Source organism: Cribrihabitans marinus (assembly GCF_900109035.1).
In the GTDB taxonomy this organism is placed as follows: domain Bacteria; phylum Pseudomonadota; class Alphaproteobacteria; order Rhodobacterales; family Rhodobacteraceae; genus Cribrihabitans; species Cribrihabitans marinus.
On record NZ_FNYD01000001.1, the window covers coordinates 209,798 to 225,224 of the forward strand.

The window sequence follows — 15,427 nt, forward strand, 5'->3', positions numbered from 1 at the left end:
ATCAGACCGCCGCCGCGGCCTCCAGCCGCGCGCGCTCGGACTCCTCGGTCAGCCCGTCCCTTGCACGCGCCAGGCTGCGGGCGGCGCAGTCGGTCGCGGCGCGCGCCATGCGGTCATCTGCCCGCGCGGCGATCGCGCCCAGGGCGCATTGGATCGCCACCTGCACCTCGACCATGCCGCCGGCATCCCGGGCGATCCGGTCAAAACTGTCCTCGAACAGCACGCCGGCATCCAGCGCACGGATCCAGACCCGGTCGAACCTGGTCTTGCCCCCGGCTCCCTCGCCGGCCAACAGCAGCAGGGACGACAGCCGGTCGACGACGTGGATGGCCGTGCCGGGATCGTTGATGCCCGGCGACAGGGCGCGGCTGGCAATGTCGGCCAGTACCGCGACACCGAACCGGGGATCCTGCACGAAGGACCGTGCCCGCGCGATGCGGAAGCCCTCGTCATAATCCCGCGACCGGTCCGCGCCCGCCGCGCCGCCGATCCGGGCCAGGACCTGACCCTCTTGGACGTAATCGCCGGGCAAGGCGAGCACATAGACCTGCGTGTCATCCCCCGCGGCCTGGCTCTGCAGGATGTCGAGAAAGACCTGCTCTACATAGCCCGCGCGCCGCGCGGGAACGGGAAAGCCGCCGGGATCGTGCTCCTGCTCCATCTCGCGCGCGCCATAGCATCCCGACGCGCCCAGCGTGCGCAGGGCGCGCCCGGCGCGCTGCTCGACCTGCGAGACGGTGTTGTTGAGGCTGCCCAGATCCTCCAGATGGGCGATCCAGCGAATGATCGAGACCACGATCATCACGATCACCACCGCCGTCACCCCGAACAACGCCACGCTCTCGCGCTCGCCGAAGAACGGCGTATGGCGCAGGACCATCGCGCAGAGCGAGAACAGGAACGCCCCCACGAACACCGCCAGCACCGAATGGGTCAGCGTGTCGTCCTTGAGGATGACATGGGTGCGCGGGCTCCACTGGGTTTCGGCGGCACGATGGGCCGAGGTCATCATGGTCAGCGAAAAGATCGTCACCGCCAGCATCGAACTGGCCAGCGTGGCCAGGATCGGATCGACCGAGTCGGCGCCGATGCGTTCGGCCACGCCCTCGGGGATCAGCCAGTCGAGCTGCTTGGCCAGCAGCACCGACACCACGCTGAGCGCCGCGATCAGCAGCACCCGGACATAGAGCTTGCGCAGGATCTGCCTGGCCAGCTGGAAAAACATCGAGATCATTGTGCCCCCTGGTTTCCATCCCGATTTCGACGCCCGGCTGGTCCGTATGCGACACGATCCGTCGCACAGCGGCAAGCGGCGCGGCACGATCGCCCAAGACTGGCCCGATATCCTGACCCCCAGTCTAGCGGAGCCATCCATGAATACCACATGCCAGGTCGCGGTGATCGGCGGCGGAGTCGTCGGCTGTTCGGTGCTGTATCATCTGACCAAGCTGGGCTGGTCCGACGTGATGCTGCTGGAACGCTCGGAGCTGACTTCGGGCTCCACCTGGCACGCCGCGGGCGGGTTTCACACGCTTAACGGCGACACCAACATGGCCGCGCTTCAGGGCTACACCATCCGGCTCTACAAGGAGTTGGAGGAGATCACCGGCCTGTCCTGCGGGCTGCACCATGTGGGCGGCGTGACGCTGGCCGACAATCGCGACCGATTCGACATGCTGCTGGCCGAACGCGCCAAGCACCGCTTCATGGGGCTGGAGACCGAGATCGTCGGGCCCGAGGAGATCCGCAGGATCGCGCCCGTCACCAACACAGACGGCATCATCGGCGCGCTCTTCGATCCGCTGGACGGGCATCTGGACCCGTCCGGTACGACCCATGCCTATGCCAAGGCGGCGCGCATGGGCGGTGCGACGATCCGCACGCACTGCATGGTGCGCGAGACCAACCAGCGCGCCGATGGCAGCTGGGATGTGGTCACCGACCAGGGCACCATCCATGCCGAACACCTGGTCAATGCCGGCGGCCTCTGGGCGCGCGAGGTGGCGGCGATGGCGGGCATCTACCTGCCGCTGCACCCGATGGAGCACCAGTATCTCGTCACCGAGGAGGTGCCCGAGATCGCTGCGATCATCGATGCCGGCGGCGAGCATCCGCACGTGATGGATCCCGCCGGCGAAAGCTATCTGCGGCAAGAGGGGCGCGGGCTGTGCATCGGCTTCTACGAACAGCCCTGCCGCCCCTGGGCGGTGGACGGAACGCCCTGGAATTTCGGGCACGAGCTGCTGCCCGACGATTTCGACAAGATCGAGCAGAGCATCGAATTCGCCTATCGCCGTTTTCCCGCTCTGGAGCGCGCGGGCGTTAAATCGGTGATCCACGGCCCCTTCACCTTTGCGCCCGATGGCAACCCGCTGGTCGGCCCGGTGCCGGGCCTGCGCAACTACTGGTCGGCCTGCGGGGTGATGGCGGGGTTCAGCCAGGGCGGCGGCGTCGGTCTCACGCTGGCGCAATGGATGATCGAGGGCGAACCCGACCGTGACGTCTTTGCGATGGACGTGGCCCGGTTCGGCGACTGGATCAGCCCCGGCTATACAAGGCCCAAGGTGATCGAGAATTACCAGAAGCGTTTCTCGGTCTCCTACCCCAACGAGGAACTGCCCGCCGCCCGCCCCAACCGCACCACGCCGATGTATGACATCTTCAGCGATCTGGGCGCGGTCTGGGGCCAGCAATACGGGCTGGAGGTGGCCAATTACTTCGCGCAGGACGGCGAACCCGATTACGAGACGCCGTCCTTTCGCCGGTCGGACGCCTTTGACGCCACCGCGCGCGAGGTGCGCGGCGTGCGGCAGGCTGTCGGCATCAACGAGGTCCACAATTTCGGAAAATACCGCGTCACGGGCGCCGGAGCGCGGGACTGGCTCGACCGGATCATGGCCGGGCGGATCCCCGCGCCGGGCCGCCTGTCGCTGACGCCGATGCTCTCGCCCAGCGGCCGGCTGATCGGGGATTTCACCGTCTCCTGCCTGGCCGAGGACGAGTTCCGGCTGACCGCTTCCTATGGTGCCCAGGCCTTCCACATGCGCTGGTTCGACCGGAACGCGGCCGAGGGCGTGCGGGTCGAGAATATCTCCGACCGGCTCGACGGGTTCCAGATCGCCGGACCCAGGGCCCGCGACGTGCTGGCATCCTGCACCCGCGCCGACATCTCTGACATGCGTTTCATGGATGTACGGCGGCTGGTCGTGGGCATGACCGACTGTATCGTCCAGCGCGTCAGCTATACCGGCGACCTCGGCTTCGAGATCTTCTGCGACCCGATGGCCCAGCGGCAATTGTGGTGGGTGCTGTGGCAGGCCGGTCAGCCGCACGGGATGGTGCCCTTCGGGATGCGCGCGATGATGTCGCTCAGGCTGGACAGGTTCTTCGGCTCGTGGCTGGCGGAGTATTCACCCGATTACACCGCCGCCGAAACCGGGCTGGACCGCTTCATCTCCTTCCGCAAGAACGTTGAATTCATTGGCCGTTCCGCTGCCGAGGCCGAGCGTGATGCCGGCCCGGCCCGGCGGCTCTGCGCCTTTGCGGTCGAGGCCGAGGACGCCGACGTGCACGCCTATGAGCCGATCTGGCTGGACGGCGCGGTGGCGGGGTTCTGCACCTCGGGCGGGTATTCCCATCACGCCGGGACATCGGTGGCGCTGGGTTTCCTGCCCACAGCGCGCATCAAGGACGGGTTGGAGGTCGAGATCGAGATCCTGGGCCAGATGTGCAGGGCGCACGTGATCTCCACCCCGCTTTTCGATCCCGAAGGGACCCGGATGCGGGGATAGCGCCGGGCGGCGCGTCCTGTCATCCTGCGCGCATGGAGATCCCGATCATCATCCTCGCCGCCGGGCAGTCGCGGCGCATGCAGGGGCGCGACAAGCTGCTGGAGGTGGTCGACGGCAAGCCGCTCGTTCGGCGGCAGGCGCAGATGGCCCGCCGGGTGACGACGGCGCCGGTGATCGTGGCCTTGCCGCCGGAACCGCATCGCCGCCATGACGTGCTGGCGGATCTGGAAGTGCAGCGGCTGAGCGTGCCGGACGCCGACGAAGGCATGAACGCCTCGCTGCGCCGCGCCTTCGCGGCGCTGCCCGATGATGCCCGGGCCGCCATGCTGGTGCTGGCGGATTTGCCCGACCTGACCGGTGATGACTTGAGAACTGTTCTGCAAGTTATTGATCTGGATGGAGATACGCTGATCTGGCGCGGGACGACTGTAGACGGAGAACCGGGCCATCCCATCGTCTTCCGCGCCGATCTGTTCGATGCGATGTCGCGGCTGCGCGGCGATGGCGGCGCGCGGAGCATCGTGGCGGCGGCCGGCCCCCGCGTGGCCCATGTTCCGCTGCCGGGGCGGCGCGCGCGCAACGATCTGGACACGCCCGAGGCCTGGGCGGCCTGGCGCCGGGCCAACCCCGGCCGCGCTGGATAACCCGTCGAGGGCATGTGCCGAAACGAAAGAAGCGGGCCGGCAACCCGACCCGCTCTTCCGGCCACGCACAGGATGCGCGTGACGTGCTGCAAACTCTTGTCGGTGTCAGTTCATCAACAGCCGCGCCTCGCGCTTGGTCAGGGACCGCCGGGCCGGGGCAAAGGCCGCCTGGCCATGGGCCGACCGAAGCTCGGGAAACAGCTCGAAGATCTCGGTGCGCTGGGCGTTGCCCAGACCGGCCAGAGCCTGGATCTCGGGCTGGAAGCTTTCGGACCAGGCGCCGTTGGACAAAACGACCTCGTGCCGGTCGAACATGAAGTGGATATAGGTGACGTCGAACAGGTCCACCGCCTCGACACCCTCCAGCCCGACCAGGTGCTTGGCCGCGACCAGCACCTCGCGGTCCTCGAAATAGAGCGCGGTCTTGTCGTTCGATACCAGAATGCGGTGGTTCGGGCTGACCGTCATGTCGCGTTCCGGCAAGCCGCCGCCCAAGGCTCCCGCGCGGATACGGATCGGCCTGAGATGCTCGGCCCGGATCAGGTCGGCGCGCCCCAGGCGGATCTCGTCATACCAGCGGATCGGCTGCAATCCGTTGTCGCGGGTGACGACCCGGTCACCTGCGCGCAACTCCTCGACCGGCTTTTCGCCCCGCGGCGTCGCGATCAGGATGCCGGGCGTGAAGCAGGGCACCAGACCCGCGGCCGGCCCTCCGCGCGCGGAGATGGTGGCCGGCCCCACGGCATCATGTGCCAGGAACACGGTCTCGTCGCGCCGGTTCGATCCGTTCTCGGCCTTCACGGCGACGCCCTGCGCCGCCGACCAGCCGATCCGGACCGTCACCGCATCGCCGGCCAGCGCGAAGCCGGCCGAAGTGGTCAGCACCGCCACGTTTTCCCCATCGCGATGTTCCACCTCGACCGCTCCATCCGGGCGAACCCGGATCCTGTTGGTCGCTGCACCTGCGCCATGCCCGTCGCCCTGGACCAGCGGCAAGCCCTTGTCATCGTCCTTTACGCGGAAAGCGGCGACGACCGTCCCCCGGCCCGGGTTGTCCGGATCGCCACCGCCTTCATCGACGTCAGGATGCAGGAGCTGCACCCCGTCGACCGCAACATCCACGTCCCCCACAACGCCAGGATGCTGCGCCGCAACCTCGTCCGACAGGGCCCCCGCCCCATCGGACACCGGCCCTGTCACCAGAACATCAACCACCCAGGCCGGTATTGGGTTGTCGCAACTCGTCACCTTACCTACTCCGTCTTCAGGCGCTTTCGCGCCGGGCCGCTCGCACGGCTTCCCCCATTGACCCCGAAGGGCCGCAAATCCTCGATCCCTCGGGACCGAATGAGGACGCGCCCCAGGCACACGCCCTCCGATCACCGGCCCGGGGTTGTCCGTGCCGGTGGATGTCGCCTCGCATTCGCTGCTGCACCGCGGCTGCGACCTGTCGTTCCCCCTTGCATCCCCCAATGCAGGTCAGGTGGCCGCCCCCGCGGCCATCGCCCTTCGATCGAAGGACAGGAACATTTTTACCCAAGTCCCGCCATCCGGGAAACCAAAAGCGCCGCTCCGCCGCGCCACTGGCCCTCCCGGCCTTGACCAGACCGCGATGCGGCCTGCGGCGAGTGGCAATCCCAAGTTGCTCACTGTTTCCAATCGAGAACTTGCTCGAGCCGAGATGATCTCCGACGGAGGCTTGTTTGCCCTTTTAGGTATGACGGATCAGGCAAGCCGCCTCAGAGTCTCGGTTTCGCAAACCGAAACAGTCCTCAACGGCACTCTACTTATCCTTGCGCGCCACATTCTTGCCCCAAACCCCGGAAAAAGTGGAACCAATCAGGTTGAGGCACTGCATATTTCGGCCACCGACGCAACAATCCGCCATCTTCTCGCTCGAATCAAAGTCAAATTCGACCGGATTCGCAGGTCACGTCCCGTCGTCCCGACCGCACCCGCATTAAGACATCTTAATCCAACCGACAGGCGCGGCTAACGCCGGCGGCTTATTCCTCTGTCAGACGCCGGGTCCCGCCCGGCAACTTGCCACGAAGATGACAGGAGCTTTCGATGGACATTCGCACGGCTGAAACACGCCATTCCCTGCCCGGCAAGGCCGGCGCCGCGGCGCTCGGTGCCTTGCTGCTGGCGGCAACCTCCCTGCCCGCCCATGCCGACGAGGCGCTGGCCGACCTGGTCGAGGAGGTCTCGCCCTCGGTCGTCACCGTGATTTCCCAGCAAAGCGCAAAGGCGATGCCGGCCCAGGCCGCGCCCTTCGACTTCGAGGGCCATCCCTTCGGCGAATTTTTCCGCCGGTTCGGCGTGCCCGAGGGCCGGCAGATGCCGCGCCCCGGTCCCAGCCAGGGCCTGGGCTCGGGCTTCGTGATCGATTCCGACGGGCTGGTGGTGACCAACCACCATGTTATCGACGGCGCCGAAAAGGTGACGATCCGCCTGAGCGACAAGCGCGAATTCACCGCCGAGGTCGTGGGGTCCGACCCGCTGACCGATCTGGCGCTGCTGAAGATCACCACCGATGCCGAGCTTCCGGCCGTTGTGCTGGGCGACAGCGACGCCATCCGCGTGGGCGAGGACGTGGTGGCCATCGGCAACCCGTTCGGCCTGAGCTCGACCGTGACCACGGGCATCGTGTCGGCCAAGGGGCGCAACATCTCGGACGGCCCCTATGCCGAGTTCCTGCAGACCGATGCCGCCATCAATAGGGGCAATTCCGGCGGTCCGCTCTTCGACATGGATGGCGAGGTCGTGGGCGTGAACTCGGCGATCTACTCGCCCTCCGGAGGCTCGGTTGGCCTTGGTTTCGCGGTTACGTCGAACATCGTGCAGGAGGTCGTGGCCGACCTGCGCGACGACGGAAAGGTCGATCGCGGCTGGCTGGGCGTCTCGATCCAGAGCGTGACCCCCGACATCGCCGGCGCGATGGGGCTTGACGCGTCGCAGGGCGCGCTGGTCGCCGACGTGGTTCCGGACAGCCCGGCCGACGGTGTGCTGCAGCCGGGCGACGTGATCGTGGGCTTCGGCGGCGCTGAGGTCGCCGACAGCGCGGACCTGCCCCGCCTGGTCGGTGCGACCGGTGCCGGCGAGGACAGCACCGTGACCGTCTTGCGCGACGGCGAGCGGGTCACGCTGGACCTGACGGTGGGCGAATACAAAGGCCCCACTGCGTCCGCCCCTGAGCAGGATGCCTCGAACATGGCGCTGGGTGTCACCGTCGCGCCGCTGACCGAGACCGCGCGCAACGAGCTTGGTCTGGGGTCCACCGTCACCGGCGTTCTTGTGATGGAGGTCGCCCCCGACAGCCCCGCCGCGCAGGCCGGGTTGCGGCGCGGCGACGTGATCATGAAGCTGGACGGCCAGGAGACAGACACGCCGCAGGCCCTGCAATCGGCGCTGAAGAACCAGGGGGAAGACCCCGCACTGATGCTGATCAACCGGCGCGGCGCACCGCTGTTCATCGCGGTCGACATCGCCTGACGCGACAACCGTGACGGACAGGAGACAAGGCGACGGGCCGGACACAAACCACCGTGTCCGGCCCCGTGCATTTCCGACACAGGCGGCCTATATACGCGGCGAGAAAGGACACCCGCCCATGAGCCGCCGCCTGTTGATCGTCGAGGACGACCCGGAAACCCGGGCCTTTATCGTCAAGGGGTTCAGCGAGGCGGGTTTTGCCGTGGAAACCGCCGAGAACGGGCGTGACGGGCTGTATCTGATGACCGATGGCGGGTTCGACGCGGTGATCCTCGACCGGATGCTGCCCGGGCTCGACGGGCTCAAGCTGGTGCGCTCAATCCGGGCGGCGGGGCTCAGTACGCCGGTGCTGATGCTGACCGCGATGAGCGCGGTGGACGAACGGGTCAAGGGACTGCGCGCCGGGGCCGATGATTACCTGGTCAAGCCGTTCTCGTTCCAGGAATTGCAGGCCCGGATCGAGGCGCTGCTGCGCCGCCCGCAGGACGGCACCGAGGAAACCTCGACCCTGACCTGCCGCGACCTGGAAATGGACCTGCTGCGCCGGCGCGTCACCCGCGCCGGGCGCGAGATCACCCTGACCCCGCGCGAGTTCCAGATCCTGGAGTTCTTCCTGCGCCGAAAGAACCGGGTGATCTCGCGCACCATGCTGCTCGAAGGCGTCTGGGACTATCATTTCGACCCGAATACCAACATCGTCGACGTCCACATTTCCAAGCTGCGCCGCGCGATAGACGACGGCGGCGCGGATCCGCTGATCGAGACGGTGCGCGGGGCCGGCTACATGATGTCGGATGACTAGGGCGCGCGCGCCCCTGCGCAACGCGCGCACCCGGCTGGTGCTGGCCAGCGTGGTGCTGAGCACGGTGATGACCGCGCTGGTCCTGGCCGTGGTCTATGTCACCGCCAACCGCACCATCGCCTCGGAAACCCGCAGCGTCGTGACCGCCGAACTGGCCGGGCTGGCCGACGAATACGAGCGGCTGGGCACGCTGGGCCTGATGCGCGCGATCGAACGGCGCAGCCAGGACGCCGCCGAGCGCGATGCGCTCTACCTGCTCACCGACCCGGCGGGCCGGGTGCTGGCGGGCAACCTGTTGCGCTGGCCGCCGGATATCGAACCCGGCAGCGGCTGGGTGCGGCTGGAACTGATGCGGGCGGGTGGCGACACGGCCGTGCCGATCTCGGCCGCGTCGATCCGCCTGCGTGGCGGCGAGCGGCTGTTGGTCGGGCGCGACGCCTCGGCCCGGCAGCAGTTCGACCGGGCGCTGCTGCAATCGGCGGGCCTGGCGTTGCTGGCCACGCTGGCGCTGAGCCTGCTCACCGGCTGGCTGCTGACCCGACTGGTGTTCTCGCGCCTGTCCGAGATTGCGCGCACGGCGGGCGATATCGTCTCCGGCGACCTCTCGCGCCGGATCCCCCTGCGCGGCACCGGCGACGAGCTGGACCGGATGGCCGAGACGCTCAACGAGATGCTGGAGCGGATCGAGGAACTGGTCGGCAACCTGCGCATGACCACGAACTCGCTCGCGCATGACCTGCGCTCGCCCCTGTCGCGCCTGCGCCAGCGGGTCGAGGCGCTGACCGCCACCGACCGCCCCGAAAGCGAGCGCGCCGCCGAGGCCGCACGGGCACAGGCCGAGATCGACCACCTGTTGCGCGTGTTCTCGCGGCTGACCGAGATCTCGCGCGCCGAGGCCGGGCTGGGCCGTGACCTGTTCGAGCCGGTCGAGCTGGAGCCGCTGGCCCGCGACGTGCTGGAATTCTACGAACCGGTGGCGCAGGAACAAGGCGTGGCCCTGACGCTCTCGGGCGAGGATGCCCGGCTGCCCGGCAACAAGGCGCTGCTGGCCCAGGCCCTGTCGAACCTGCTGGAGAACGCCCTGCGCTATGCGCCGGACGGCAGCACGATCCGGGTGACGCTGGGACGTGCCGGCGACCGGGTCGCGCTGACCGTTTCCGACAGCGGCCCCGGCGTGCCGGAGGAGGCGCTGCCCAGGCTGTCACGCCCCTTCGTGACGCTCGACGACAGCCGGACCGAGCAGAATTCGGGCCTGGGACTGGCCCTGGTGGCGGCCATCGCGCGGATGCATGGCGGCAGCTTCACCGCGCGCAACCTCGATCCCGGCTTCGAGGCCCAAATGACCCTGGGCCGTTAACCGCGTCACGGCACACAGAAGTCCTGGAACCGCTCCGCGACGCCCCGCGCCGCCAATTCCAGAAGGCGCGCGCCGTCTTCCGGCCGGGCCAGCGCCGAATGCGATCCGACCCGGCCATCGGGAAAGGCCGCCCGGTGCGCGTCCGGCGGGCCGTGGCGGTCGCCCGCATGGGCAGCGAGATAGCCGGGCTCCAGCCGCGCGGGTGGCTCTGCCGCCTCGCCGGGCGGCAGCGCGCCCAGAAGCGCCTGGGTGATCGCCACTTCGGACGGCGTGGCGTGCATCCCCTCCCAATCGCCATAGAGCGCCTTGCGCAGCGCGTCGGCCTCGGGCGCCTGCCACCAGCTCATGATGGCAACGGCACCGGTGGGATGGTTCGCGGCAATCTCCTCGAGCGGCTCGATATTCGCACCGTGGCCGTTGACCACGAACACGCCGCGAAACCCCTGCGCCAGCAGGCCGGCGATCACCTCCTCCGCCAGCGCCGAGAAGACCGGGCGCGACAGCGACACCGTGCCGGGAAAGGCGGTGTTGAATGGCGCCGGCGTATAGGCCAGCGCGGGCGCCACAACCGCGCCGCACAGCTCGGCAGCACGCTGCGCCACCGCCTCGGCGCAGATCGTGTCGGTGCCGATCCGGCCCATCGGCCCGTGCTGTTCGGTGGACCCCGCAGGCAGCAGGATCGCGGCGCCCTGCGCCAGCCGCGCCTCGACCTCGCGCCAGGTCATGTGCGCCAGTTGCATGCCATGTCCTTTCGCCCATGAAAGAGGGGCCGCGCGATCCGCACGGCCCCGCCTGCTGTGTCGATGGCCTCAGAGGCCCCAGTTGGCCTTCACCCCGTCAAAGAACCCCTGCGCCTGTTTCACCTTGACCCAGTTGTTGACGTAGTTGATCCACACCTGGTCATCCTGCGGCAGCAGCATGGCGATGGGCGACGGCGAGCGCGGCTCGGCCCCCTTGACCGGAACCACCGGGAATTTCTCCTGCAGCGTCACGCCCTCGATATTCGAGGTGATGAACACGTCGGCCCGGCCCGCCAGAACCTCCTGGAAGCCGCGCGCGGGCGCTTCGACCACCTTGATGTCGGCATCCGGAAACCACTCGCGCACCAGTTTCTCGAAGGTGGTCCCAAGGGTCGTGGCCACCTTCACCTCGGGCTTGTTGATCGAGGCGTAGCCGTCGAAACGGTCGGCCTTGTCCTCGGTGGTGAAGGGGAAGATCTCGACCGCGATGTAACTCTCGGAGAACCCCGCGACCTTCATCCGCGGCGGCGAGATCGAGGCCGATCCGGTGATGTGATACTTGCCCGCCACCACGCCGTTGACCAGCGTCTTCCAGTCGGTCGGCACATATTCCACCTCGACGCCCAGATCCTTGGCCAGCTCGTTCATCACGTCGATGTCGAACCCCTTGTAGCTGTTCGTCGCCGGATCGCGCAGGCTCATCGGGTTCCAGTCGCCGGTGGTGCCGACCTTCAGCACGCCGCCGTCCAGGATCTCGTTCAGCGCCGATTGCGCCGAGGCCGCGCCGCCGAGCACCAGCCCCGCCACCGCGATTGCGGCGGCCTTGAATATCTGTCTCATAACGGTTTCCCTGTTGTTGTTTTCGTTTCGGTGTTTTTCGTCTTGCTGCGAATGCTGCTTGATTTAAGGCCCCACCGCCCCCTAGGCTCAAGCAAAATCGTCACGGCCCCAGCGGCCAGCGCGGGGGAGCAGGCATGACCGAAACCGCAATCGAGCTGGTCGGGGTCAACAAATGGTTCGGCGATTTCCACGTCCTCAAGGATATCGACCTGACCGTGGGCGCCGGTCAAAAGGTCGTGATCTGCGGCCCGTCCGGATCCGGAAAATCCACTGTCGTGCGCTGCATCAACCGGCTGGAGAAGCACCAGAAGGGCACGATCCGGGTGAACGGAACCGAACTGCGCGGCGACGCGCAGACCATCGCCGCGATCCGGTCCGAGGTCGGCATGGTGTTCCAGCAATTCAACCTGTTCCCGCATCTCACCGTGCTCGACAACCTGATGCTGGGCCCGGTCAAGGCGCGCGGGCTGACCCGGGCCGAGGCCGAGAAAACCGCCCGCCATTACCTCGCCCGCGTGCACATCCCCGACCAGGCCGACAAGTATCCCGGCCAGCTGTCGGGCGGCCAGCAGCAGCGCGTGGCCATCGCCCGGTCGCTCTGCATGGAGCCGCGGGTGCTGCTCTTCGACGAGCCGACCTCGGCGCTCGACCCCGAGATGATTTCGGAGGTTCTGGACGTGATGATCGAACTGGCGCTCGATGGCATGACGATGGTGGTCGTCACTCACGAGATGGGGTTCGCGCGCAAGGTGGCCGACCAGATGGTCTTCATGGATGCCGGCGAGATCGTCGAGCGCGGCGCCCCCGAGGAGGTCTTTGCCGCGCCGAAATCCGACCGCTGCCGCAAGTTCCTCAGCCAGATCCTGCAGCATTGAAAAGGCGCGCGATGACCCGCTATCTCCCCTTCGCCGCCCTACTGCTGCTCGGGGGCTGTTCCAGTTCCTCGACCTGGGGCTGGTACGTGATCGACCCGACCACCGCCTCGGGCTGGATCAACATCAAGTTCCTGGTCTCGGGCATGGGCGACACGATCCTCATCTCGGTGATCGCCGCGGCCATCTCCATCGCGCTCGGCCTCATGGTCGCCCTGCCCGCCTTGTCCCACCGCCGCTGGCTGCGGATCGTCAACCGGGTCTATGTCGAGCTGATCCGCTCGATCCCGCTCCTGCCGATGCTGTTCTGGGTGTTCTACGGGCTGCCGATCATCTTTCGCTCGATGGGGCTGAACATCCCCATCGACCCGTTCTGGGGCGCGATCATCACCCTGGCCCTGTCCGACAGCGCCTTTACCGCCGAGATCTACCGCGCCGGCATCCAGTCGATCCCCAAGGGCCAGCACGAGGCGTCCCAAACCATCGGCCTCAGCTATGCCCAGACCATGCGCTACGTGATCCTGCCACAGGCGATCCGCCGCATCCTGCCGCCCCTGGCCAATCAGTTCATCTACATTGTCAAGATGAGCGCCTTCGCCAGCGTCATCGGCATGCAGGAGCTGACCCGGCGGGCCAACGAACTGGTCGTCACCGAATACCGCCCGCTCGAGATCTACTCGCTGCTGATCGTGGAGTACCTGGTGCTGGTCCTGATCATCAGCGCCGGCGTGCGCTGGCTGGAACGGCGCATGAGCGCGGATGAACGCATCTGACAAGGAGCCGCAATGGACTGGACCGAATTCATGACCGGCATCGAGGCCGACATCGCCACCTTCGCGCGGGAAGCGCCCGACACGATGAAGGGGTTCGGCACGATGGGCGCGGCGGCCAAGTCCAGCGGCGCGCTGGACGCGAAAACCAAGGAGATCATGGCGCTGGGCATCGCCATCGCCACGAGATGCGACAGCTGCATCGGCTTTCACATCCGCGCGCTGATCCGCCTGGGGACCACGCGCAAAGAACTGTGCGAGGCGCTGGCAATGGCCAGCTACATGGGCGGCGGGCCGTCGATCGCCTACAGCGCCAAGGCGTTGAAAGCGTTTGATACGTTCTCGTCCGCGGACTAGCCCAGCACGGCGGGCAGCGCCGCGTAGCCGCGAAACCGGATCCGCCCGCCGGACACCCGCCCCGGCAGCAGGCGGTAGCCGGGATAGCGGTTCAACAGCCGCCCGATCGCGATCCGCCCCTCCATCCGCGCCAGGGTCAGGCCGACGCAGACATGCGGCCCGCCGGCAAAGGCCAGGTGACGATTGGGCTTGCGCGCGATGTCGAAACGGTCGGGCGCCTCGAACACGGTCGGATCGCGATTGGCCGCCCCGATGCACAGGTGCAGGTTGGTACCCGCCGGAATGCGCATCCCGTCCAGCTCGATCTCGGCGGTGGTCTCGCGGTTGCCGAACTGGTTGGGCGAGCGGAACCGCAACACCTCCTCGACCGCCGGCACGATCAACTCGGGATCCTGCAAGAGCCGCGCCCGCTGATCCGGATGATCCTCGAGCAGCGCCAGCCCGTTGCCGATCAGGTTCGTCGTCGTCTCGTGCCCGGCATTGAGGATGAAGATGCAGTTCTGCAGAAGTTCGGTCTCGCTCAGCTGCCCATCCGCCCCCTCGCCCCGGATCAGCCGGGTCAGCACATCGGTCTCCGGATCTCCGGGTTCGGCCCGGCGCCGCGCCACCAGGTCCTGCAGATAGGCCTTGAAGTCGCGAACCGCCGCGTGGCCGCGTTGCAGCTGTGCCTCGCTCAACACCGGCTCCAGCGCGCCCAGGATGGCCAGCGACCAGTCGCGCAGCGGCCCGCGTTCCGCCATCGGCACATCGAGCAGGTTGCCGATGATCTGGATCGGGATGGTCGAAGCGAAATCCTCGATCAGGTCGACCCGCTGGCGCCCCGCCATCGCGTCCAGCAAATGATCCACCGTCTCGATCAGCCCCGGCTCCATCCGCGCGATCGCCCGCGGCGTCAGCGCCGAGGTCATGATCTTGCGCACCCGCGTGTGCAGCGGCGGGTCGTTGAACACCAGCGAGGTGGTGTGATGCTCGAAGAGCGGCGAGCCGACCCCGAACTTGGGCCCGAACGCGGCGGTCTTGTCCGAGGAATAAAGCGTGGTGTCGCGATAGATCCGGTCCAGGTCGCCATGCCGGCTCAGCAGCACCGACCCGTCCGGCTGCGCCAGCACCGGCGCCTCGGCCAGCAGCGCGTCGTAGTATGGGAACGGATCGTCGAGAAACCCGTCCGGCGGGTTGGTCAGGTCGAAATCGCGGATGTCTCCGGCGCCGAGTGTTGTGGTCATTGTCGCCTCCCTGCCCCTGCCTAGAAAGAACTGCCCCGGCACACAAGTGGGCGCTTGTCGCAGCCATCGGCGAGCGGCTAGCATCACCCCATGCCCGATCCCGTCTCCTCGATCCGCAACCTCGGCCCTGCATACGAGGCGGCCTGCGCCCGCGCCGGCATTCACAGCGCCCGTGACCTGCGCGCGCTGGGGGCCGATGTCGCCTATGCCCGTCTGTTGGGGACCGGCATGAAACCCCATTTCATCGGCTATTACGTGCTGGTGATGGGGTTGCAGGGGCGGCCGTGGAACGATTGCAAGGGCAAGGAAAAGGCCGCGCTGCGCAAGCGTTTCGACGCCATCAATTCCGCAGCCACGCCCGCCACCACACATGGGCTGGCGGCCGAACTCGACGCGATAGGCGTGCGCGTCCGCCCCGATCAACTCACCCCGGACACCTGATCCGATCCCCCAGCTTCCTCTCGCCCAAAATACCTTGGGGGGAGCCGCCGCAGGCGGCGTGGGGGGCAAAGCCCCCCTGAACGCATCCAGCGCGC

15 protein-coding genes are annotated in these 15,427 nt (G+C 67.5%); 10 read left to right on the forward strand and 5 right to left on the reverse strand.

The genetic code is table 11. The features are described 5' to 3' along the window. Position 1 precedes the first annotated feature (1 nt). Positions 2-1,234, reverse strand: a complete 1,233-nt coding sequence (locus BMX57_RS01015) for a DUF2254 domain-containing protein (RefSeq protein WP_177175356.1) — start codon at positions 1,232-1,234, stop codon at positions 2-4. Positions 1,235-1,373: 139 nt separating this feature from the next. Between BMX57_RS01015 and BMX57_RS01020 the strand changes: the two genes are divergently transcribed. Beyond that, positions 1,374-3,791, forward strand: a complete 2,418-nt coding sequence (locus tag BMX57_RS01020) for a GcvT family protein (protein ID WP_092361656.1) — start codon at positions 1,374-1,376, stop codon at positions 3,789-3,791. A gap of 32 nt (positions 3,792-3,823) precedes the next feature. Beyond that, complete coding sequence (locus BMX57_RS01025; protein WP_092361658.1) at positions 3,824-4,435, forward strand: nucleotidyltransferase family protein; 612 nt, start codon at positions 3,824-3,826, stop codon at positions 4,433-4,435. Between the two features lie 105 nt (positions 4,436-4,540). On the opposite strand, the gene BMX57_RS21040 is transcribed toward BMX57_RS01025, so the two are convergent. Continuing rightward, positions 4,541-5,683 (reverse strand): Hint domain-containing protein, encoded by a 1,143-nt coding sequence (locus tag BMX57_RS21040; protein WP_308419721.1) that lies wholly within the window; start codon positions 5,681-5,683, stop codon positions 4,541-4,543. A gap of 151 nt (positions 5,684-5,834) precedes the next feature. On the opposite strand from BMX57_RS21040, the gene BMX57_RS20270 reads away from it, so the two are divergent. From BMX57_RS20270 to BMX57_RS01045, 4 genes are all read left to right on the forward strand, one after another. Then, on the forward strand, positions 5,835-6,431 hold the full coding sequence (locus BMX57_RS20270) for a hypothetical protein (RefSeq protein WP_143057860.1): 597 nt from the start codon (positions 5,835-5,837) through the stop codon (positions 6,429-6,431). A gap of 74 nt (positions 6,432-6,505) precedes the next feature. Beyond that, complete coding sequence (locus tag BMX57_RS01035) at positions 6,506-7,930, forward strand: DegQ family serine endoprotease (RefSeq protein WP_092361659.1); 1,425 nt, start codon at positions 6,506-6,508, stop codon at positions 7,928-7,930. A gap of 118 nt (positions 7,931-8,048) precedes the next feature. Continuing rightward, positions 8,049-8,732: a response regulator transcription factor gene (locus tag BMX57_RS01040; RefSeq protein ID WP_092361661.1), complete on the forward strand. Its 684-nt coding sequence runs from the start codon at positions 8,049-8,051 to the stop codon at positions 8,730-8,732. Further along, entirely contained in the window at positions 8,725-10,089 is a 1,365-nt protein-coding gene (locus BMX57_RS01045; RefSeq protein ID WP_092361662.1) for a sensor histidine kinase, read from the forward strand. Before BMX57_RS01040 ends, BMX57_RS01045 begins: the two co-directional genes overlap by 8 nt. Positions 10,090-10,094: 5 nt before the next feature. On the opposite strand, the gene BMX57_RS01050 is transcribed toward BMX57_RS01045, so the two are convergent. Continuing rightward, positions 10,095-10,829, reverse strand: a complete 735-nt coding sequence (locus BMX57_RS01050) for a creatininase family protein (RefSeq protein ID WP_092361664.1) — start codon at positions 10,827-10,829, stop codon at positions 10,095-10,097. A gap of 69 nt (positions 10,830-10,898) precedes the next feature. Next, positions 10,899-11,669 (reverse strand): transporter substrate-binding domain-containing protein, encoded by a 771-nt coding sequence (locus BMX57_RS01055; protein ID WP_092361666.1) that lies wholly within the window; start codon positions 11,667-11,669, stop codon positions 10,899-10,901. Positions 11,670-11,803: 134 nt separating this feature from the next. On the opposite strand from BMX57_RS01055, the gene BMX57_RS01060 reads away from it, so the two are divergent. Genes BMX57_RS01060 through BMX57_RS01070 form a run of 3 tightly spaced genes read left to right on the forward strand, consistent with a single transcriptional unit; the run spans position 11,804 to position 13,668 of the window. Further along, positions 11,804-12,544: an amino acid ABC transporter ATP-binding protein gene (locus tag BMX57_RS01060; RefSeq protein ID WP_092361668.1), complete on the forward strand. Its 741-nt coding sequence runs from the start codon at positions 11,804-11,806 to the stop codon at positions 12,542-12,544. Positions 12,545-12,555: 11 nt separating this feature from the next. After that, the gene (locus BMX57_RS01065) at positions 12,556-13,314 is read left to right on the forward strand and encodes an amino acid ABC transporter permease (RefSeq protein WP_092361670.1); all 759 of its coding nucleotides are present in this window, start codon (positions 12,556-12,558) and stop codon (positions 13,312-13,314) included. Between the two features lie 12 nt (positions 13,315-13,326). After that, positions 13,327-13,668, forward strand: coding sequence for a carboxymuconolactone decarboxylase family protein (locus tag BMX57_RS01070; RefSeq protein WP_092361672.1), 342 nt, complete (start codon positions 13,327-13,329; stop codon positions 13,666-13,668). On the opposite strand, the gene BMX57_RS01075 is transcribed toward BMX57_RS01070, so the two are convergent. Next, positions 13,665-14,891, reverse strand: coding sequence for a cytochrome P450 (locus tag BMX57_RS01075; protein ID WP_092361674.1), 1,227 nt, complete (start codon positions 14,889-14,891; stop codon positions 13,665-13,667). The genes BMX57_RS01070 and BMX57_RS01075 overlap by 4 nt on opposite strands. A 90-nt stretch (positions 14,892-14,981) precedes the next feature. On the opposite strand from BMX57_RS01075, the gene BMX57_RS01080 reads away from it, so the two are divergent. After that, positions 14,982-15,332 (forward strand): TfoX/Sxy family DNA transformation protein, encoded by a 351-nt coding sequence (locus BMX57_RS01080; protein ID WP_092361676.1) that lies wholly within the window; start codon positions 14,982-14,984, stop codon positions 15,330-15,332. Positions 15,333-15,427 lie beyond the last annotated feature (95 nt).